General features: G+C 68.3%; 20 protein-coding genes and 1 pseudogene. 7 read left to right on the top strand and 14 right to left on the bottom strand.

Annotation, left to right across the window (positions count from 1 at the left end):
* Positions 1-7: 7 nt before the first annotated feature.
* The 4 genes and pseudogenes from EMA09_RS01335 to EMA09_RS01320 all read right to left on the bottom strand — a co-directional run bounded on the left by EMA09_RS01335 (position 8) and on the right by EMA09_RS01320 (position 3256).
* Positions 8-340: a hypothetical protein gene (locus EMA09_RS01335; protein WP_129838064.1), complete on the bottom strand. Its 333-nt coding sequence runs from the start codon at positions 338-340 to the stop codon at positions 8-10.
* An 809-nt stretch (positions 341-1149) separates the two neighbouring features.
* Positions 1150-1440 (bottom strand): 2'-5' RNA ligase family protein, encoded by a 291-nt coding sequence (locus EMA09_RS29400; RefSeq protein WP_346655863.1) that lies wholly within the window; start codon positions 1438-1440, stop codon positions 1150-1152.
* Between the two features lie 125 nt (positions 1441-1565).
* Positions 1566-1637 (bottom strand): annotated as a pseudogene (locus tag EMA09_RS29395) (2'-5' RNA ligase family protein); the annotation flags it as partial.
* A 257-nt stretch (positions 1638-1894) separates the two neighbouring features.
* Complete coding sequence (locus EMA09_RS01320; RefSeq protein WP_240796177.1) at positions 1895-3256, bottom strand: hypothetical protein; 1362 nt, start codon at positions 3254-3256, stop codon at positions 1895-1897.
* Positions 3257-3385: 129 nt separating this feature from the next.
* Here EMA09_RS01320 and EMA09_RS01315 point away from each other — a divergent pair, with 129 nt between their 5' ends.
* Together EMA09_RS01315 and EMA09_RS01310 are read left to right on the top strand one after the other, a co-directional pair.
* The gene (locus tag EMA09_RS01315; RefSeq protein ID WP_129838062.1) at positions 3386-3985 is read left to right on the top strand and encodes a GNAT family N-acetyltransferase; all 600 of its coding nucleotides are present in this window, start codon (positions 3386-3388) and stop codon (positions 3983-3985) included.
* A gap of 42 nt (positions 3986-4027) precedes the next feature.
* Complete coding sequence (locus EMA09_RS01310; RefSeq protein ID WP_129838060.1) at positions 4028-4642, top strand: hypothetical protein; 615 nt, start codon at positions 4028-4030, stop codon at positions 4640-4642.
* 27 nt (positions 4643-4669) lie between these two features.
* On the opposite strand, the gene EMA09_RS01305 is transcribed toward EMA09_RS01310, so the two are convergent.
* The 3 genes from EMA09_RS01305 to EMA09_RS01295 all read right to left on the bottom strand — a co-directional run bounded on the left by EMA09_RS01305 (position 4670) and on the right by EMA09_RS01295 (position 6473).
* Positions 4670-5302: an NUDIX domain-containing protein gene (locus tag EMA09_RS01305; RefSeq protein ID WP_129838058.1), complete on the bottom strand. Its 633-nt coding sequence runs from the start codon at positions 5300-5302 to the stop codon at positions 4670-4672.
* Positions 5303-5384: 82 nt separating this feature from the next.
* Positions 5385-5783 carry a gamma-glutamylcyclotransferase family protein gene (locus EMA09_RS01300; RefSeq protein WP_240796176.1) on the bottom strand — a complete coding sequence of 133 codons (399 nt, stop codon included), beginning with the start codon at positions 5781-5783 and terminating at the stop codon, positions 5385-5387.
* A 162-nt stretch (positions 5784-5945) separates the two neighbouring features.
* Positions 5946-6473: a hypothetical protein gene (locus EMA09_RS01295; protein ID WP_129838054.1), complete on the bottom strand. Its 528-nt coding sequence runs from the start codon at positions 6471-6473 to the stop codon at positions 5946-5948.
* Between the two features lie 460 nt (positions 6474-6933).
* Here EMA09_RS01295 and EMA09_RS01290 point away from each other — a divergent pair.
* Positions 6934-7763 (top strand): IS5 family transposase gene (locus tag EMA09_RS01290; RefSeq protein ID WP_240796607.1). Its coding sequence is split into 2 segments (ribosomal slippage): positions 6934-7273 and positions 7273-7763, totalling 831 coding nucleotides; the frame shifts between segments, so codons are not numbered across the junction.
* A gap of 197 nt (positions 7764-7960) precedes the next feature.
* On the opposite strand, the gene EMA09_RS01285 is transcribed toward EMA09_RS01290, so the two are convergent.
* The 3 genes from EMA09_RS01285 to EMA09_RS01275 form a co-directional block, all read right to left on the bottom strand.
* A complete protein-coding gene (locus EMA09_RS01285) occupies positions 7961-8479 on the bottom strand; it encodes an endonuclease domain-containing protein (protein WP_240796175.1) in 519 nt (172 codons plus the stop codon).
* Between the two features lie 65 nt (positions 8480-8544).
* Positions 8545-9737 (bottom strand): IS3 family transposase gene (locus tag EMA09_RS01280; RefSeq protein ID WP_240796174.1). Its coding sequence is split into 2 segments (ribosomal slippage): positions 8545-9464 and positions 9464-9737, totalling 1194 coding nucleotides; the frame shifts between segments, so codons are not numbered across the junction.
* 69 nt (positions 9738-9806) lie between these two features.
* Positions 9807-10208, bottom strand: coding sequence for an ATP-binding protein (locus EMA09_RS01275; protein ID WP_276324151.1), 402 nt, complete (start codon positions 10206-10208; stop codon positions 9807-9809).
* A gap of 13 nt (positions 10209-10221) precedes the next feature.
* Here EMA09_RS01275 and EMA09_RS01270 point away from each other — a divergent pair, with 13 nt between their 5' ends.
* The 4 genes from EMA09_RS01270 to EMA09_RS01255 all read left to right on the top strand — a co-directional run bounded on the left by EMA09_RS01270 (position 10222) and on the right by EMA09_RS01255 (position 12728).
* Positions 10222-10791: a GNAT family N-acetyltransferase gene (locus tag EMA09_RS01270; RefSeq protein ID WP_129838050.1), complete on the top strand. Its 570-nt coding sequence runs from the start codon at positions 10222-10224 to the stop codon at positions 10789-10791.
* A gap of 486 nt (positions 10792-11277) precedes the next feature.
* A complete protein-coding gene (locus EMA09_RS01265; RefSeq protein WP_129838048.1) occupies positions 11278-11679 on the top strand; it encodes a DUF317 domain-containing protein in 402 nt (133 codons plus the stop codon).
* Entirely contained in the window at positions 11676-11930 is a 255-nt protein-coding gene (locus tag EMA09_RS01260; protein ID WP_129838046.1) for a hypothetical protein, read from the top strand. Before EMA09_RS01265 ends, EMA09_RS01260 begins: the two co-directional genes overlap by 4 nt.
* A 117-nt stretch (positions 11931-12047) precedes the next feature.
* Positions 12048-12728 carry a DUF317 domain-containing protein gene (locus EMA09_RS01255; RefSeq protein ID WP_346655800.1) on the top strand — a complete coding sequence of 227 codons (681 nt, stop codon included), beginning with the start codon at positions 12048-12050 and terminating at the stop codon, positions 12726-12728.
* Between the two features lie 153 nt (positions 12729-12881).
* Here EMA09_RS01255 and EMA09_RS01250 read toward each other — a convergent pair whose 3' ends face one another.
* The 4 genes from EMA09_RS01250 to fxlM form a co-directional block, all read right to left on the bottom strand.
* Positions 12882-14993, bottom strand: a complete 2112-nt coding sequence (locus EMA09_RS01250) for an FtsX-like permease family protein (protein ID WP_129838042.1) — start codon at positions 14991-14993, stop codon at positions 12882-12884.
* On the bottom strand, positions 14990-15664 hold the full coding sequence (locus tag EMA09_RS01245) for an ABC transporter ATP-binding protein (protein ID WP_240796173.1): 675 nt from the start codon (positions 15662-15664) through the stop codon (positions 14990-14992). Before EMA09_RS01245 ends, EMA09_RS01250 begins: the two co-directional genes overlap by 4 nt.
* Positions 15665-15818: 154 nt before the next feature.
* Positions 15819-16160: a hypothetical protein gene (locus EMA09_RS01240; RefSeq protein WP_129838038.1), complete on the bottom strand. Its 342-nt coding sequence runs from the start codon at positions 16158-16160 to the stop codon at positions 15819-15821.
* Between the two features lie 1256 nt (positions 16161-17416).
* Positions 17417-19477, bottom strand: coding sequence for a methyltransferase, FxLD system (fxlM, locus tag EMA09_RS01235; protein ID WP_129838036.1), 2061 nt, complete (start codon positions 19475-19477; stop codon positions 17417-17419).
* Between the last annotated feature and the right edge of the window lie 9 nt (positions 19478-19486).

The raw sequence follows: 19486 nt of genomic DNA, 5'->3' as shown, positions 1-19486 counted from the left end.
AGTGTAGTCACGCGGCTACTCCTTGGCGGTGCGTCGTGTGGGGGTGGCCTGTCCGGGGCGAGCCGGTCTGTTGCGGCGGCACGGTGCCGCGACGCAGGATCTGGCTGACCGGGGTGATGCTGGTTGGATCGGACAGGGACTTGACGGCGGTCTCCAGCCGCACGGCGTCGGCATCCAGGTGCTTCACAGCGGCCGAGGTGAGGGGCTGGGCGAGGTTGTGTTGGAGGAGGGCTTCGTGCCGGTGAACGGCGACCTCGGCGGCCAGCGTTTCCAGCGAGCTGGTCTCCTTGCGTCGCGTGATCTGCCGGGGCGGGATACCGAAGGTCTTCCACACCACCACCTGACCGGTGGAGGTGGCGAACTCGATGCGGAACGGAACTGCGCAGGACGCGGATCAGGCGCAGATCCTCCCCTGGCACGGCAGCCGACCCGGGACTGCTTGCCGACCGGGGTGACGGTCAGCTCCCAGCCAGGGCGAGGACGTCAAGCAGCTGGTCCCGTCGGTCGCTGCCACACCCACGACCGTCACGACCATGCGGACTACCGGCGGGGAAGTCATCGAGAAACTCCTCGGGCGAATCGCTGAAGGCCAGCCGAGGCCTGCTCCCTCCCCAAGCCCGGAGAGTGCAGGCGCCAGCATCACCACGGTGACGGGAATCGCTCCGCACCGCTATGCCATTCCGTGGCCACTTAGTGGTCACTTCGGCTGCGATGAGACGTCAACGAGCGGTCACTATGTGCCGCTTTGCGACGTTTCCTTTGGCCGTAGCCATTCGATCTTCCGGTGCAAGTGGCGAAGAAGTGGCCACGGTTCCGTGACCGGTGCCACGGGGTTTCCGTCATGGTGGAAGCGAGATTCCGGCCACGCCGCAGGGCGTATCGAGCGCGAGGAGACGAGGGTGCCCCCGACAACTGCCGGACCGGTGCAGGACCGGAGCTTCGGAGAACTCTGGATCCATCGCGTCCGTCGTCTTTGGCTGCCCAGCTCCAGGAGAACTTCGGCTGCCTGAACGGTCCGGCGCTCAGCGTTGACGAGCTGGGTTCGCTCGCCGAGACCATCAACCGGATCCGCGGGTTCCCGCGGATTCTTAGGCCAACGTGCGACCGGGCGCTTGCCCCTTGCAAGTCCGTGAGCCCTTGGGTCGGGCTCTACGGAGAAGCAGTCGACTGAGGCGTTGCGGGCCGCAGGTGGAGCGAGCGGGCCGTCTCCCACCGGTAGGCCCTGCCCTGGCGGCGCAGTTCAACGAGGTCCACTGACCTGATCACGAGAGCGACCGGGGGCAGCGAGCGAAGTCGTGAGACCGCGTCGACGACGGAAGCTGCCGGCCGTTGCCGGTTGTTGTAGGCGACGCCCAGGTGGGGCCGGAACGCACTCGTCGCCCGGCCGCCGGGGACGCGAGCCTGCTGGCCGGCGGTGCTGAGGGCGGCGTGGAGGTGGATGAGTGGTCGCCAGGGGAGAGGCTGAACCGGACGGCGCCTCGTGAGCCGGTGAGGGGGTGGGCGAGCAGCTCGAACTCGCTGACGGGCATCTTCTCGGCCATGTTGAGCAGGTGCTCGACCTGTGCCTGCGATACGCGGTCGATGTCGCCGACACGCAGCATGGTCACGTGGAGCCCGTCGGCGGGGACTGGGTCCATACCCAGGTGCTGGAGTGCCTCCTGGCAGTGCTCCGCCCGGCGCGACAGTTCGATGGCGTTCGAGAAGGTCAGCATCCAGTAGTACGTGCGTCGCCTATCCGACCATCCAGGTCGATCCCAGTGGTTGCTCATGCGCTCGACCGCCTGGAAGGAACGCCAGTCGTGCTCGACAATCACCCCTGGGTCGTCGAGGTCGGCCGGTGGTGCGCTGGGGAAGGCCCCCGAATCGACGTCCAGCTCGGGCGTCACGTAGCTCCTCAAGGTCGGTCGGGTGCGACCTGTGCGTGCGAGCCGATGGTGGCCATCCCGATTTGCTGTGACCGCCAGGTGCGCAGTTCCTCGGCATAGTCCCCCACATCGGGCTCGTCGTGCCACTGCTCGGCACTCTCGTAGAGCTCGGCGGCCCTTTCCCAGACCGACTTGATGGGTGGGGTGGCGCCGGCTCTCAGCGCACGGCGGCCCAAAGCCATGGCGTGCTCGATCTCGGGGGAGCGCTGCTTGAGCAGGGCGGACGCCACGTCCAGGCTGACTAGGGCGCGGCTCCACTCGGAGTGTGATTGCTCGACCAGGTCCTCGATCTGTTCGGCGTGGGTCAAGACCTCGGCCGTGTCTCCGAGCGAGAGGCGGGTGGTGACGGCGTTGGCGAGTGTTCTGGCCATGGAGTACGGCTCGAAGCTGATGCACGAGGTCAGTCCATCCGGGAGCGAGTGCCGGTCGGACAATTCGAGTGCCTGTCCGACGGTTTGCTCGGCCCCACTGCGGTCGCAGAGGCGGGCCAGGGCGCGGGAGCGGCCGTTGACGAGCAGCCTGATCGTCTGAGCATTGTCGGGCGCCAGCGCGATCCCGGCCGCTGCGGCGTCATCGGCCTCCAGGTAGCGCTTGTGGTAGTACAAGCCAAGCGAGCGGGTGCCGCACGCCCACATCTCCATGGAGACCTCACCCACCTCGCGGGCCAACTTCTCCGCTTCTGTGCAGTACGCATCGACCACGTCAAATCGAGCGCCGGCGTTGACGGCCATGTAGCCAAGAAGTCCCGCTGCTTGAGAGGCGAGCCGGAACAGCTCTGCCCGCACGCGCGGGGGCTGCTGGCCGGCGAGCACGCCGTGCAGCATCTCCCGGACGACCCGAGCCTCGCCCGCGAGATGCTGAGGTCCGAGAAGCTCGTAGCGGGCCACGATGCCGGCGATCGCCTGGGTCACCATCGTGAGAAGAGAAGTGTCGGCGTTGGCCGTGGTCAATCTGTGTGTCTGCGCGACGATGGTGAGGGGATCATCGAAGCCGGGAAGCATCGGCGAGAGGCCGGCAGTACCGGTGCTCACGGTCGCGGACACCCTGGAACCCGAATCGACGTGCTGGAACAGCCGTTGTACTACCTCAGCCAGCACTAGGTCGACGCCGAATCGGGAGCCGCGCTCGTCGACCTTGCCCAAGTCCACCCCTCCCGCGCCCGCCGGCTCCTGGCCGAAGCGACCGGCCTGCTGGCTCCCCTGGCTGAGCAGGCGCCCCGCGGCGGGTACCTGCGCTCCGCCGTCCTGCACGGAACCCACCTTGCTCGAGCCCATCTCCTGGCCCGCGACGCGAACGCTGCCACCGCCACTCTCACGCACCTGGCCGGCCACATCCCCCACCTGGCAGTCCATCCGCTGCCGGCAACTCGTGGAGCACCTCGGCCGCCACGCTGGCAGGCGGCTGCGCGGGCCCGACCGAGCCGATGCGTTGGAAGCGGTGAGCGCGGCACTATCAGGGGCATGACCCAGCCCTCGCCCGTCACCCGGCCAGCCGCCCTTCCCCCGGCAGCGCTGGTCGTCGTTCCATACGACCATCCCGAGGCTCGCCGCCTCACCCGCGCGTTGCACGTTGAGCAGCGCGCGTCGTACGGCTTCGCCGACAGCCCCGACGACACCCCGTCCAGCGAGTTCGCCCCGCCGGCCGGGGAGTTCGTCATCGCCCAACCCGGCCCGACGGCCCAGGCCATCGCCTGCGGCGGGTGGCACACCCTCAGCCCCGGCACTGCCGAGATCAAGCGGATGTACGTCCACCCGGACGCCCGGGGACAGGCACTGGGCCGACAGGTGCTCACCCACCTGGAAGCCAGTGCCGCCCGCGCCGGCGCTACCCGCGTCATGCTGGAGACCGGCCGCGAGAACCGCGCCGCGCTCGCCCTCTACAAGAGCTTCGGCTACCGCCCAATCGCCCCCTACGTGCCCGGACGGAACGAGGACATCAACCGCGCCCTGGCCAAGCCGCTGCCCTGGCACGCTCTGCGCTCCCCGACAGCGGCGGGCGGCACTCTCGATGCTTCGACTTCTGGCTCGACCGAGGCCACGGGGCGCGCGCCGACACGCTGAAATCGCTGGCGTCCGAGTGCCGGCAGCCGGAGACTCTTCTTCGTGTCTGATGCTCACACCATCGTCGGCGGCTATGTCCTGGCTCGTGCGGTGCCGCGTAACCAATGGCAGGAGCAGCAGCTGATACCGGCGGAGTTCCTCACCGTAAGCCGGTGCCTGGACGATACGCCGCGACCGGAGTTCTACAGCTGGTTCCTGACGCCTGAGGACGCCGGGTGGGTGGGGGCCGCACTGGACCCGAGGCCGCGGCTGCTGACGGTTGGCCTGCGCCCCGCCGACGCCCAAGCACTGCTGGAGGTGGAGTCGGCCGACTCCACCCCGACTGACGCCACCACCGACTTCGGTCCTTTTCAGTTGCTGGCCACCGCGGCGCCCATGCCGGGGGATGCTCGGCTGCTGGGGTTCGAAGTCGTCGGCCTGGGGTGGGCGCTGTCGGAGTTCCACTCCTGGCTGTGCCACAGCTACGAGCGGGAGGTCTGGGAGACCTTGGGGATTCGTCCGAACGCCGTCGGGTTATTGGACACCTACGAGCAGGCGAGCGCGATCGTCACCTGGATGGAGGACCAGCCTCCCGATAAGGCTCCGGAGCCGATGTTCTGGACCGCCGTGACCATCGCGGAGCTGCCTCTGCCCGGAAGAGGCAGTGCGGAGGGTTGACGAACTGCCGTCGACGGCCACGGGAGGTCACCGCGAACTGCGCGGCTCTGGGCGGTAGAAGGTGGCGCAGCTGCGGTCACGCAGGAGCGCCTCTGGGCTCGGCGGGGCCAGGTAGACCATGCTGATGCTCCGGTGCTGACACCGGGTCACCGCCCACAGGACCAGCTCCCCACTCTCTCGATCGAGGCCGGTCTCCTCCAGCAGCTCCCGTGCGGCGTGGCTGCGGACCTCAGCCTCGTCAAGGCCCTGCCCCGGCCCCGGCGGCTCCAAGGACCCACCGGGGAGCTGCCAGCGGCCCGGGGCGGCCGTGGCGGAAGACATCCGCGCCACCAGCACGCGTCCGTCGACCGTCGGCTGAACGATGTTCACGAACATCGACGGCAGCCAGGACGTGCAGCCCGGGACCCGACGCAGCACGTAGTGCCGGTAGGTGACCCGTGCCCAGGACACCAGGAGGTCGGCCGGCCCTTCCCACTCGATACCCGCGCAGGCCACCACCGGACCATCGAACAGGTGCGGATTGGCCAGGACCGCCTTGTCCCACAGCAGGTCTCTGGCCGCCTCGTGCTCTGTCGTGAGCTGCGGAGCGGGTACCTCCTGGAGGCGGAGCCCGCGGACGTCCCACAACTCGAAATTGACAGAGGGTAGTGTCTCGGTCACGGAATCATCGTAGGGTGATCTGCGGAGTGCCTCGATCGCCCGCCAGTAGCGAAGCCGCCTCGATGTCTCGGTGCTGGCGGTGCTACCGGAAGCGCGCGATGTACGCAGTGAGATGCTGCTGCTCGAAGTGCCGTAGGTCCCAGCCCGTGGTCAGGACTTCGTCGAGGGCCGTCCAGACGTACGCCACGGCGTGCCGGCCGCTGGCCAGCCTGAGGGGATGGAGCGCGTAGTGCGCGTCCTCGAAGTCGTCCAGCGTCCGCCACTCGGGCGGCGTGAGGTCGGTCAACACGAGACCGGAGGCCGCCCCGCCGCCGGGGACGAGTCCCGGGTAGACCCGGTCGGCGAGACGGGCTACCCGCCAACCCGGTGCACTGTCGTGGACGCCGCATGGTGTTCGGCGTATCAGTCCCTGCAGCACGGGGGCGCAGCGCAGCGTGCCGTAGACGAACAACGCCGTCGGTGCCTCATCGAGTGACCCCACACGGTCCCTCCGGATTGGAGGTTCAGGCACGGGGACGTCCCTTCTGCGTGACGGTGCCATCGATCGGGCGGGGGCGCCAGCGCGAGCGTGACGCTGGCGCCGCCTGCACGAAGGGCTGCACAGGGTGGGTGGACCAAGCCGATGCCGCCCGGCCCGAGCCCGTTACTCAGACTGCCCCGGCGGGCCGCTGCTGAGAATCTCCCGCACAAGCTCGTCGGTGAACCCGGGGCGTTCGGTCAAGCTGTCGATGAGGTCGGCCAACAGCCACAGAACGAAGCCGTGGATCAGACTCTCCTTCGGCGGGATCGGCCCGTACTGATCCCGCCAGGCCACCGCGTCCATCCCCATGGCTGCGGCCATCAGCACGCCGGTGACCATCGGCACCTGCCCCGGGTCCGCCATGCGGAAGCTCGGCAACCTGCGGATCACCGCCGGGATCAGGTCGCTCAGTGGATCAAGACGGTCCTCCTCGGGAACGCTGGCCTGCTCGTTGACCACGTAGCCGGTCAACGCACCTATCAGCAGGATCGTCGCCCGCGCCACCTCCTCCCGGCCGCACGTCTCCATCGCGGCCCGGACACGCTGCTGCGCCTGATCGCGTTCCTGCGCCGGGGTGCGCTTCTTGAGGAATCGGTAGGAGTCCCAGGCGGCCTGTAGGGCCTCTTCTGCAACGATGCCGTTACTGGTCATGCGCCGACGGTAGTCGGTCCGATGCCTTCGGATTCTCCTGGGCGATTGTTTCAGCCGCCCAGGGCCCAACGTCAAAGAAGCCCAACGTCCCGGGGCTTGCTTGCCTCGGGCTTGTTCTGTCGGCGTCCCAGCCGGGGAGGATTGGCTCGTCCGTACATGCTTCATTCTCTGTGGGGACCGGAAGTCATGGCTGGGACATACCGCTACCGATCTCGGACGCCAGGCGGCAGGGGATGCCTGGCCGTCGATCTGTGCGCCGAGGCGCATCTGCCTCCCGCCCCTATCGACCGCGGTGTCCGGGTCTACCGGTCTGTGTGGCTGGTTGTGGCGGACGGCACATACTGGCGCGGCCTGGCTCGGAGCAGGTGTACTCTCCGGGGCGGCGTTGATGCAGCGGTGCCCCTCGGGTGTCCTAGGCGGTGTCTTCAAAAGATCTTGCATGGTGGATCATGGTTGGGTGATACGTCGCCATGAACTGTCGGATGCCGAGTGGGAGTTCGTCCGGCCGCTGTTGCCCGTGTCGGTGCGGGGTAGGAAGCGGTCGGACGACCGTACGGTGCTCAACGGGATCGTGTGGAAGTTCCGCACCGGGACCGCTTGGCGTGACGTGCCCGAGCGGTACGGTCCGTGGGCCACATTGCACACCCGGTTCCGCCGGTGGGCACTGGACGGCACGTTCGAGCGGATGCTCCGAGCCGCCCAGGCCCGGGCGGATGCAGCCGGGGACATCGACTGGCTCGTGTCGGTCGACTCCACCGTCGTCCGTGCCCACCAGCACGCCGCCGGGGCGCGAAAAGGGGGCTCCGCGACCCCGCGCTCGGACGCTCCAGAGGTGGCCTGACCAGCAAGATCCACCTGGCGTGCGATGCTGTGGGGCGTCCGCTCGCCTTCACCGTCACTGGCGGGAACACCAACGACTGCACCCAGTTCACGACCGTGATGGAGGCGATACGGGTGCCTCGCCTCGGCCCCGGACGGCCACGGAACCGGCCCGACCACATCCTGGGCGACAAGGGCTACACCTCCAGGGCCATCCGCGACTGGCTCAGGCAGCGGAGCATCGGCCACACCATCCCGGAACGGGCCGACCAGATCCGCAACCGGCTCCGGCGCGGCAGCCGCGGCGGACGACCGCCGGCCTTCGACAAACGGCTCTACAAGCAGCGCAACGAAGTCGAACGCTGTTTCAACCGCTTGAAGCAATGGCGAGGCATCGCCACCCGCTACGACAAGACCATCGAGTCCTACCAAGCAGCCGTCACCCTCGCCTCGCTCCTGATGTGGGCCTGACATTTGAAGACAACCCCTAGTCGAGGTGCACGAGCTGTCCTACCCGCCGGCGGACTATCGATCGGAAGCCGCCGCTCTGGCGATGGACGGCTGGCTGAGATGGCGATTCGATCTCCCTCCCAGCATGGCGAGAGTCGAATTCTCCGACCGGGGAATGGCGTTCAACTGGGGCGACGGTTGAGGGAACGCCCACGCGGTCACGCTCGACTGATGAAGGAAGACCTAAGGCAGCTCGTTCCGCGGGCCCCCGGGTTGGCCTTTGCCTGTTCGACGTAGGCGGTCAACACGTCGGTAGCCTCGCTCGCGGGCATCGTGTGCTCCCACCTCGGCGTCTCCGGGTGACCGGGGCACTCGAACGCACACCGCATCCCCCCGTCGGGCAGCAGGTCGAGGAACATGACCAACGGAGCGCACTCACAGCCATCATGACGCTCGGTCGCCCGCAGTTGAGCGGCGATGGCCTGCTGACGATACCGCTTCGGTAGGACACTGCCCTCGCGGCAGCCACGGCACCGCAGCAGGTGCGCGAGAGCTCCTTCCCGGCAGAGGAAGCGGATGCTGTGCCCTTCGTCGGTGTTGCATACCGCGCACACCGGCCCTCGAATGAAGCCGTGATCGTGGCAATGGTCCCAGCCGGCGGCGCGGCGAGGTTCCGGGCACAGGCTGCAGAGGAACGTGTCGGCCCGGGAGGTTGAATGGAGGCTTGAGTACAGCACCCCCTGGAGGTGGCCGCGGTACTCCTCGAGCTGCCCCGAGTTTTGTAGAGTCCGATCTTGATGGTTCAGGCGGACTGTTGGACTTGTTCCTGGCTCTGCCAGAAGGCTTGCTCGTATTCGGCGGGCGGTACGTAGTCGAGTGCGGAGTGGAGGCGTTCTTCGTTGTACCACGTGATCCACTGGAGGATCGCCCGCTCTACCTGGTCGACGTCCTTCCAGGGGCCTTGCATCTCGATGAGCTCGGCCTTGAAGGTGCCGTTCAGGGCCTCGGCCATCGCGTTGTCATATGAGTCCGCGACCGAGCCGACCGACGCTGAGGCGCCGATGTCGGACAGCCGGTCGGTGTACCGAATTGATACGTATTGTGACCCGCGGTCGCTGTGATGAATGAGGCCGGAGTCCTTCTTGATTCTCCGTCTCCACAGCGCCATCTCCATTGCGTCCAAAGGGAGTTCGGTCCGCATGTGGTTCGCGACCTGCCAGCCGACGATCATCCGTGAGTACACGTCCAGGACGAATGCCACGTATGCCCAGCCGGGCCAGGTGCGGACATACGTCATGTCCGCCACCCAGAGCTGGTCGGGCCGCAAGGCGGTGAAGTCGCGGTCGACCAGGTCCGGCGGGCGGGGTGCCGACGGCTCGGGGATGGCGGTACGCCGCCGCCGGCCACGGATGACGCCCTCGATACCGAGCTCGGCCATCAGCCGCTCGACGGTGCAGCGGGCCACCTCGTGGCCCTTGCGCTGAAGGACACGGGTGATCCGGCGGGCGCCATAGGTGCCGCTCGAGTCCGCGTGGACCTGCTCGATCAGCGACATCATCTGCTCGTCGCGGAGCCGGCGAGCCGACTTCGGCCGCTTCTTGCGAGCGAAGTACGCCGACGGCGACAGCTGGAGCACCCGGCAGACGGGATCGACCCCGAGACCTCTGTCACGCAGGTGGTCTATCACCTGCTCGGCCTCGTCCGGGGACGGTCGATCTCCTGGGCAAAAAACACCGAGGCGGCTTTCAGGATCTCGTTCGCCCGCCTCAACTCGGCTACCTCTTTGTGGAGTTGTTTGAGCTCGTCCTGCTCGGCGGTGGTCAGCCGGTCGGCGCGCTCGCCGCGGTCGGCCTCCGCCTGGCGGACCCAGCCGCGCAGGGCCTCCTTGTGGATGCCTAGATCCTTTGCGACGTGCGCGATGGGGCGGCCGGTGGCGCGGACCTCACGGATCGCGCGCTCACGGAGCTCATCGGGGTATTTACGGGGTGCTGGCATGGTGCTGGTGAATCTCCTTCGCCAGGGTCGTAACCCTGGCATCAGGGACTCCACCAAATTCAGAGCAGCTCAGTCGTCGGCCTGGGTTGCGTTGAGCTGGCGCATGGCGAAGTCGTCGAGGATGAGGACGTCGGGACGTACCAGTTCGCGGATCCGTTTCTCCCAGGTGCGGTCCGCGTGGCCGCCTGCGAGGTCCGCCAGGATGCGGCTGGTCTTGGCGAACCGGACCTGGGCGCCTTGACGGACGGCCAGATGCCCGAGGGCCTGGGCGATATGCGTCTTCCCCACCCCGACCGGGCCGAACAGAATCACGGACTCGCCGGCGTGCAGCCAACGCAGGGCGCCCAGGTCACGGATCTGGGCCGCCGCGTGGGTCTTGACGAGTTCGCCGTGTGCTGGTCGCCGCGGCCTGCCCGGCAGTCCGGGTTGCAAGCCGTCCAGAACTCGATCCATGCCGATCGGACCGGTCATAAGCTTTCATACCATGACGACTGTTGACGACATGGACTACGAGTTCCGCACTGCCCGGCCTGAAGACACCGAGGCCATCAAGGCACTCGACGGATCCTTCACCACCCACACCGTCTTCCAGGTGGCCATCACCGAGAATGGGTTCGCCCTCCAGGAAATCCCGGTGGACCCGCCCATCCACAAGGTCTTCCCAGCCGAGAACACCGACGACGCCGATTCGCCCGTGGCCGAGGGGGATCCGAACAGCCGCACCTTCGTCGCCGTCGACACCGACGGCAGTCTGGCAGGCTTCGCCACTGTCTCCTACGCTTCGTGGAACCGACGGCTGGCCATCGAGGACATCGAAATCGCTCCGGCACATCGGGGCCAAGGCGTCGGCCGCGCCCTGATCGGCCACGCCGTCAAGTTCGCCCGTGAGTCTGGTGCCGGGCACATCTGGCTGGAAGTCACCAACATCAACGCCCCGGCGATCCACGCCTACCACCGAATGGGATTCACCTTCTGCGGCCTGGACACGACGCTCTACGACGGCACACCCTCATCGGGCGAACAAGCCCTCTACATGGGCATGCCCTGCCCTTAAGAAGCCAGCCGGCGGCTGACAGCGGAGGCCGATACGTCGCCCGGCGCGACCGTCATCCCCCTGGGGAAACGTGACCGTGAGGGTGGGGAATTATCTGATGCCCAACCCACTTCAGGTGGGGAATTCCATGACCGTCGACACCCTCCTGCGTTGGAAGGAATTCCTCGCCCGCCCACTGAAGGCCGTCGCACAGCTGACCCCGGTACGGCCGACTCCAACGCCCCTGGATGTCGCACGGTCCACCCGTGCAGCTCCGCAGCCCAGCATCACCCGCTGGAGCACCGCCACAGCTCCTCACCCACCCTCCACAGCGTCCAAGCGCTGAGGGGAACAAGCGTCTGTAAAGGGCGTGGCCGGCAGAATCGCCATTCTGCCGACCACGCCCATTTCCATGTTCACAACCGGGTTGCCGAGGCCCGGCGCGCACGCGCTCAGGGGCAGTTCGCTTCCGGCAGACGGAAACGACCTGGCAGACAGCCGGAGTACATGTCAACCTCGACCTTCCTGCACGAAAGCCAAGAAGGAGAGGCACCGCACTTGTCGTCAGGAACCACCACGAAAGTCGACACTCTGGGCCGGAGACACTGGAGCATCGACCCCGGCGACCCGGCGCTCGTCACCGACCAGTTCACCTCCGAGGACTTCGCGCTCGTTGTCGATGACCGGGCGGACACGCACATCAGCAGCCGGTACGGCAGGTGCTACCTCGGCTGGTTCCCGGCCGGCCGCTGCGGCGGTGGCGAAGGCTGGGTGCTCGCGGTGACCGGCACCGCTTCCCAGCCCGGATGGAAGGCCACGTTCGCACCCTCCACCCCTGCCGAGATCGTCGCCGCCGCGGTCGCCGCCGCCCTGAACACTTCCCGCCCTCGAGAAGGGCAACCGCAGTGACTGAGACGACCGTGGGCGACCTCACCGCCCAGCTCTCTCCCCTTCCCCCGGACGCACCGGTACGCCTGGCGCTGAACCCCTTCTTCCCCATGGCCCACCGCATCGGCGCACTCGTCGCGAGCCATGACGAACACGGTCGTGCGACCGTCTTCATCGCTCAGCACCCCGACGACGACTCGGACACCTACCTCCCACCTGACGTGGCAATACAGCTGATGTGGCACCCGCCCACTTCGGCACCGCCGCGCTGATGAAGCCCGCCGGCGCAACCGCACCCCGGCGCACCGTCGTGAGCACTTGTAGACGACCTGGACACACACTCGACTCCTGACCCGCATCCCGAGCATCCCGCGACCCCGGTGTACTGGGTGACACCCCGCTACCTCGCCGGAGACGACGGGGTACTCGCCACCACGGTGGGAGAACACTTGACCGGCGAGGGCTGGACCATGTGGCCCACCGCCCACGCCACCCTCCTGTACCTCAGCCCCGACGGACTCAAGTCGGCGGAATGGGTAAAGGCCGGCTATCCGATAGAGCTCGGTGGGTTGCCCGTGGCCTGGAATGTAACGACTCGCCGCCGACCGAACAGCGCCTTGACTGAGTGGGCGGCTTCCTTCACGGAAGGCGTGCCGCCGGAGGTACTGATCGAGTTCCTGACCGCACTTGACGACCCGCATCGCCGCGACGACTACGCAGACTCTGAGGCAGTGCTCGGCGCGCTCACGCGGCACGGATGGTTGCGCGACGCGGACTACCCGGACGCCGCCTCGCCGCCTGGTCTTACCGCCACTGTTTCCCTCGAACCGGAGCCGCCGCTCATCCGGGATTCGGATCCGCGCAAGCCACAGAGGTGCTGGCAGGCATGGGCCGATCCTTCCTTTGACACTCCCTACTTGTGGTGTGCCTCCTTCACGGCGGGCACGCCTCACGGTCTGGTGGCCGTCTTCGCGACCTCGCTGACCACACCCGAACCGGTACCCCGCCACGTGCTGCCGTCGGTCGCAGAGAGCCACCTTCGGATCGTGGGACGCACCGTGGAGGGTTAGACCAGTGGTCCGCTGACGAAGACGAATCGCCCGAGTTCATCGAGAGAGCGGTGAGGCCACGGCAGTACCGGCTTGTGGCGAGCTCTTGGGAGCCAGCCGTCGAGGGTGATGTTGGCGTCCCGGTCCGGTGACGTTCGGGGCCGACTGACAATCTCACCTTCCTGGTTCCTGGTCGGAGAGGTGGACGCCGAGGAGGCCGATGGCGGCGAGGGCTGCGGTGATCGTGGTGGTGACGAGTTGGACTTCCAGGGGGTAGGTGATGGCGGGGTCGAGCTGAGTCCAGGCGAGGGAGGCCACGATTCCTGCCGTCATGCCGGTCCCTGCCACGACTCCGTAACCGATGAGGAATTCCTGTCCGTTGAGGGTGCGGATACGGCGGCGGGTGAGGCCGAGTGAGGTCAGCAGGCGGGCTCCGCGTCTGCCGTCCGCCGAGCGGTCGATCAGCCCGGTCGCCAGCACGAGGAACACCAGGGTGCTGAAGAGGGTGATGCCGCCGAGGATCCAGGGCACGAGGTCCGATTCCTGGAGCTGGTGGTCGGCTTCGGACAGGACGGTGAGGGCGCCGGGCTGGGCGAGTGCGGCGCTGCGGAGCGTGGACTCGGTCCCGGGGCGCCGGGGTGTGAGGACCAGGAGGGTGTCATCGGCGGTCAGAGCGGTGAGGTCTGGTGGGACGAGGGTGACGGAGACCTCGGCTGTTCCGGCGACCAGCAGACCGAGGCGCCGTTCGGCGGCCGTGTCGAGTCCGTCGCTCGTACACACGGGGCGTTCCAGGAGGCGGTCGAGGTCGGCGCAGGAGGCGCCGATGCGCGCGGCGGTCCGGTTTCCGGGACCTGGTTCGACGGTCAGGGGCGCGGCGGTGGCGTCCGGCAGGTCGTGCAGCAGGGTGTCGAAGTCCGTGTGGCTGAGGGCACCGCGCAACTCGAAGGCTTGGACGGTGGGGTCGGCCGGCGGTGGTGGGTCGATGGCTCGGACGGCCGTGATCCAGGCGGCGATGACCGGTGTGATGACGAGGAGGGCGGCGATGCCGTAGAGCGGGCGGACGGCGGAACGGGGGTCGTACTGGAGGCGCCGGCCGGCCAGGACCCGGCCCGGAGAGGCTGGGTTCTTGGCGAGGCGGTCCCCGGCCCGACGGGCTATCAGGGGGAGGGCAAGGGGAATTCCGGCTGCCAGCAGAACGACGCCGGCGAGGGTGGCGGTGGCTGCCCATCTGCCGTCGCGGAGTGCGGCCGCGGCGAGGAGAGCCGTACCGGCGAGGGCCAGGCCGGCGCGCAGTCCGCTCAGCCGGGGGCGTCCGGCGCGGGGCCGGGGCGCGGTGGCGTGGCGGTCGTCCCGGTGGCGGCGTTCGGTGAGCACCGAGAGGGCGGCGAAGACCATGGCGAGGAAGGCGATGACCGCGGTGGTGGACCACACGGGCGGTACGAGGTCTCCGCCGGTGATGGGGCGGTCCACCACCGGGATGCGCGTGATGTGGGGCGCCAGCAGGTGCCAGGCCAGGGTGCCGAGGGCCAGGCCGGGGAGGAAGATCGCTGCGGCTTCCAGGACCACGAGGGTGCGCCGCCGTCGGGTGGGGACGCCCAAGGCGTGCAGGAGGGCCAGCCGGTGCGCGCGCAGGGGGGCCGAGACGGCCGTGCCGGCCGCGGCCAGCAGGAGCAGGGGCAGGCCGACGAAGCCGGCCAGGGCCAGGGACATCGCAGGGATATCCAGTTCGGTGTCGTCGCCGATCGTGGGGCCGGGGCCGCCGAAGCCCGTCGCGTCGACCGCGTACTCGCCCAGGAAGCCGCCGGCGGGAATGCGGCGGTAGGCCAGCAGCTCACCGGGGTGCAGCACGCCCTCACCGGTGAGGACGTGCGGATCGGGGAAGCGTTCCGCCAGGTCCGGGTGGTCCTCGGCCAGCTCCGCAAGACCGGGTGAGACGACCCAGCCGCCGGGCTCGGGCCACGAAACCATCCCCGGAGGCAGGGCTGCCGGGTCATCCGTGTCGACGGGGTCGAGCCACACCACCGGGTACTGGGTGAGCCCCCACGTGTCGTCCCGGCGATCCACCCGAACAGCCACGTCCTCGCCCGGCGGGGCGAATCGAACGGTCCGGTCCTCGAAACGCCCGCTCTCCTCCGTCAGCGCGTGTAGCACACCGGCCGTGAACAGGGCGGTCATCGCCGTCACGAGGGCCACCGTGCCCAGCAGGATGACGCGCAGCCGCTGCTGGGGATGCCGTGCGCGGGCGAGGCGCAGCGCGAGTCGGGCGGTCGTGCGCCAGGGCTTCACCGGGACCGCCCCGCTGTGTCGGGACGCGGAACGAGGAGCCCGTCGCGCAGCAACAGTGTCCGGTCCATGGCGGCAGCCACCTCCGGGTCGTGAGTCGCCACCAGCAGCGCGGCCCGGTTCTCCCGGCAGACGTCCACCAGCAGGCCGGTGATACGGCGGGCGTTGGCCTCGTCCAGCGCCCCGGTCGGCTCGTCGGCGAGGACCAGTCGAGGACCGCACACCAGCGCCCGGGCGATGGCGGCACGCTGTGCTTCGCCGCCGGACAGTTCCTCCGGGGCACGCTGCTCGTAGCCGGCGAGGCCCACCAGGTCCAGCAGCCGCGTGGCGCGTTCGGTGGCGTCGGGGTGGCTGGCGAAGGCGGCGGGCAGGGCGATGTTCTCCAGGACGCTGAGTTCGGGCATCAGTTCACCGAACTGGAAGACCATGCCGATGCGGGACATCCGCACCGCCGCCGACCGGTCCGGCGGGGCGTCGCTGACCCGCTCACCACAGATGTCGACCGTGCCGCTGTCGGGACGCACGAGGCCGGCCAGGGTGTTGAGCACGGTCGTCTTTCCCGAACCGGAAGGACCCATCAGCGCGACGCACTCACCGGCGGCCAGCCGGAGGTCCAGGCCGTCCGCGATCCGCCGCCCCGGCACCTCGACGACCACCGACTCGGCCAGCACCACCCACTCACCGGCCCCCGCATCACGATCCCCCGGTAACACTCGGCGGTCCCCTGCCTGCGCTGCTCGTCTTCCCATCCACCCGCCCCTTTTCTCCGTGGCCTGCCCGGCCCGCCGTCACGCATTGGCGTGGGCGGGCCGGCACTGCGCCGGTGTCTCAGTAACGCTGCCAGTTCCCGCAGGTGTCCGGCCAGAGGTCCGGCGTCTCACAGGTCTGGTGGCCTGAGATGGTCCGTCCGCCCGAACCTTCATGAGCGCACAGGCCATTGTCGCCGTCGTCGTCGCGAACGCTGTCCTGGTCCCCGTTGGTCAGTTCATAGACCCCCTTCACCCCAGTACTGTCCGATTCGTTATCGCAGGTGCGTATGCGCGAGCGGGACTCGTAGTCATTCGTGTGGTCCTCACCGTTGTAGCTGTAGATGGCGTTCGCTGCCGTCGGGGCGGCAAAGAAAAGCGTGAGAAGCGTGGCGCCAGCGATCGCTACCTGCCTCTTGCGCATGATGAGACCCTTTCAGCGTGGCCCTACTGCGAGCCGGGTACGCAGAGCATGTCTGACGTCACGTTAAGCGTCAACGGCGCACCTTATTCACCTTCAAGCGTGCTTCTATTCACCGAGCGGCAGTCGGTGCGTGGTGAAGGTGGCGCAAGCCTCAAAATGCTGGATGACCGAGGGAAGGGCGGAGGCAGGTAGCGGAGTACCCTTTGCTCGGCTGCGGTGCTGTGGTCGTGCAAGGCGAGAAGGTGCGACGTGCCAATGCAGTGAAGCGTGGGGCCATGGAGCGGCTCGTCAGCCACTTTCCGCGCACAGCTTAGCTCGTGTTCCAGGGGTGCTCCCCCCGCCATGTAGTGCGATCTGTTCCTGGATCGCTGCACACCATAAAGACGCTGAACTGTGGGAGGCTGTCGCCCATTTTTCGAAACTCTATTTCGGGAGAAAGGTAGACGCAGGCGTCATGCGGGTTTGCAGCGAACGTCGACCGGGGCAGCTCGGAGCGCCCTCTGAGTCGAGTCTTGTCGCCTCGCTAGGCGCGTCGACGTCACCCCCTCAGCGAGGGGCAATCTTCGCTGGAGCGGCTGCCCAATACTCTCGGACGAGTAATGCGTGAATCGCTGGACAATGATCAGGAGGGGCTTGCACTCGCGGTTTCTTTACATTATCCGCATCGCCCTTCGAGGCGCACGCGAAACCACCGATTGGAAAACTGCCACGCCGAGACTCCTTGCCGCGCCCTCCGGCCGTTGGCCCAATCGGGCGAGTGCTCGACTCGTTGGCAGCAGCGGGGCCACCGTCCGGCCGCGTTCGCCATGCCTATGGCCTATAGGAACGGCGCCTTGTGCCCAGCTGGGGCGCGCGTTCCCAGCGGCGGGCGCGGAAGAACTAGTAGATCCCGGGCGGGTTCACGGGCCGCTCCCGCATGCGCACGGTATGGAACAGCTCTACATCGGCCAGGGTGAATACGAGCCCCGCCTTCTCTACGCCTCTCTCGAGAGGCAGGCGGCCGTGGTCGCCGCCTCACAGCAGCCCGCGAGCATGTGCCGGATCCCGGCATACACTGATTCCGGGTGCCGAAGGCCCAAGCACCTGGCTTTTGCGTTCCGTATAGAGCGCCTCCACCGCAGCGTGGCCTGCAGCCGCCACCGGTCCCTTCCTCCCAATATGAGTTACAGCCGTCGGCGTGGAGCGAATGGCTCCTGCCGACGGTTGGTGAAGTCAGAACGGGCGTGTCCCTGCGGTTAGTCCGGGTGGCCTGGAGGTCACCAGCCGATGGTCAGACGGGTCTCGGGGCGGGTGACGCGGGCGCCTGGGGCGAGGCGGTCGTCGGGGGTGCCGGCGGGATAGGCGGTGACAACCGGCTGTGCGGGGCGCTCCCGGCTCCAGCGGTACAGAAGGTCGTTCACCTGGCCGGTGATCTTGCCGGTGTCCGGGCCGTGGGTGATGATGCCCAGCTCGTGGGTGTCGTCGTCGACGGCGCGGACGGTGAGGTACGAGAGAGTGCCGCCTTGGTAGAGGCCGGCGCCGGACCACCGGCGGGCGGGGGAGGCCAGTCCGAGTTCGCGGGCGGCGTCGGAAACGGAAAGCTTGCCGAAGCTGAGGCCGCTGGGGACGGTGGCGAGCCAGAGGTCGAGGTGGGCAGCCATCTCGTCGTGGCGGACCTGGATGCCGGTCCAGTGCCGGTGTGCGGGGTGCGTGAGAGCCTTGGAGAGGGAGGCTTCGTCGGGCAGATCGTCGGCGTCGACCTTGAGGATGATCTCGTCGGCGAGCCGGACGTGGATCTCGCCCATCTCGGTGGCTCCTCGCATGGGCACGAACCCGCACGTAGCAGCGTTCGTGCTGACCATCGTGGCGTTGTCGGTGCGGTCGAAGGCGAGCGAGCGGGTCAGGCCGCTGCCGTGCAGGCGCAGCGGGACGACGAGGCGCCCGTCGGCGGCGAGTTGCTGCCACCAGGCGGCGGGGATGTCCCAGGCACCGGCGGTGACGATGATCCTGCTGTAGGGGGCGCCGTCCGGGTCGCCAAGGGCACCGTCGCGGCACAGCACCTTGACCTGCGGGTATCCGGCCTTGGCGAGGTGGGCGCGGGCGCCTTCCGCGAGGTCGAGGTCGAGTTCGATGGTGGTCACCGTGCCGTCCGGACCGACCAGTTCGCTGAGCAAGGCGGCGTTGATGCCGGTGGCTGCGCCGATCTCCAGCACTGTGTGCCCTGCGGTGGCTCGGAGCTGCTCGAGCATGATCGCCACGATGTTGGGGCTGGAGGCGGAGGAGACGGCGGTCCCGTCGGCCGCGCGCTTGGTCACCACCTGCTTGGGCGCATACGCCGTCGCCAGGTCGACGCCAGGCAGGAAGAGGTGGCGGGGCACGGAATGAAAGGCGTTCTTGACGGCCGGGGTGCGGAAGGTTCCGAGGCTGTCGATCTTGGCGACGAGGGTCTTGCGGAGCGCTTGTGGGTCGGTGGTGATGGGGGTGGCGTCCATGGTCACTGGCCTGACTGTAGTGGTCTGGTCGGAGGTGTTCGGGGCGCTTCGTGGTACCGGGGTGCGGTGGAAGACGACGCGGCTGGCGGAGGCGGCGAGAAGGGCCTGTTCGGTGGCGGAGACGCCGAGGCGGTTGAAGGCGAACAGGACGTGGTCGGTGAGGATCGCCCGTAGGCCGCGGGTGAGGTGACCATGCTGGGCGACCAGGGCGAGGGACCGGCCGGCGTCCTCGAACGCGGCTGCCCAGGCGGGGAGGTGGGTGAGCGGGCTGTCGAGGTTGTCGTTCCGGGCGGTGACGAGCATCTGTACTGCGGTGAGAGTCGCCGGGGACGGCTCGGGGCTGTCGGTGGTGGTGCGGTGCTCGGCGAGCGCGGCCCAGATGTCGCCATGTTCGTAGAAGTCCTGGCCTGCAGCGTTCATCAGCCGGGTGGCGAGCCGCACGCCGAGTTCGCGGCGCAGGTCGTGTCCGTCCTGGGCGGCGGCGAGATGGGCGAGGATGTGGCGGCTGTCGGTGTGGAACAGCGTGTGGGCGATGTCCATCGCGTCCCGGCCGCCGAAGCGGCGGGCTTCGGGCTCGTAGACGAGGCGGGCGTGCTCCCGGACCGTGGGGTGGTCGGCAAGCCGCGCGAGGACGGCGTCCGCGTGCTGTTCGCGCCCTGGTGCGGGCAGGGAACGGAGCCGCCAGGTTTCGCGCTTTCGGATGAACCACCAAGCGGTGAGGATCCCGTCGCCTTCGGCCGCGCTCAGCAGTGGGTGGAGGTGTTCGACCGCCGTTTGCTCGGCGGTCCGCCAGGAGTCGTAGCGGAGGTTGATCTGACGCCAGTCGGCGGACGGCTGGGTGGCCATCACGGTCCT

It is taken from the genome of Streptomyces sp. RFCAC02 (assembly GCF_004193175.1).
GTDB lineage: Bacteria > Actinomycetota > Actinomycetes > Streptomycetales > Streptomycetaceae > Streptomyces.
This window is presented reverse-complemented; position numbering and strand designations above follow the sequence as displayed.

Coding starts and splice junctions, on each gene's coding strand:
- EMA09_RS01295 (WP_129838054.1), bottom strand. CDS start 6,473: ATGACCAGTAACGGCATCGTTGCAGAAGAGGCCCTACAGGCCGCCTGG.
- EMA09_RS01315 (WP_129838062.1), top strand. CDS start 3,386: ATGACCCAGCCCTCGCCCGTCACCCGGCCAGCCGCCCTTCCCCCGGCA.
- fxlM (WP_129838036.1), bottom strand. CDS start 19,477: ATGGCCACCCAGCCGTCCGCCGACTGGCGTCAGATCAACCTCCGCTAC.
- EMA09_RS01270 (WP_129838050.1), top strand. CDS start 10,222: ATGACGACTGTTGACGACATGGACTACGAGTTCCGCACTGCCCGGCCT.
- EMA09_RS01265 (WP_129838048.1), top strand. CDS start 11,278: ATGTCAACCTCGACCTTCCTGCACGAAAGCCAAGAAGGAGAGGCACCG.
- EMA09_RS01240 (WP_129838038.1), bottom strand. CDS start 16,160: ATGCGCAAGAGGCAGGTAGCGATCGCTGGCGCCACGCTTCTCACGCTT.
- EMA09_RS01275 (WP_276324151.1), bottom strand. CDS start 10,208: ATGACCGGTCCGATCGGCATGGATCGAGTTCTGGACGGCTTGCAACCC.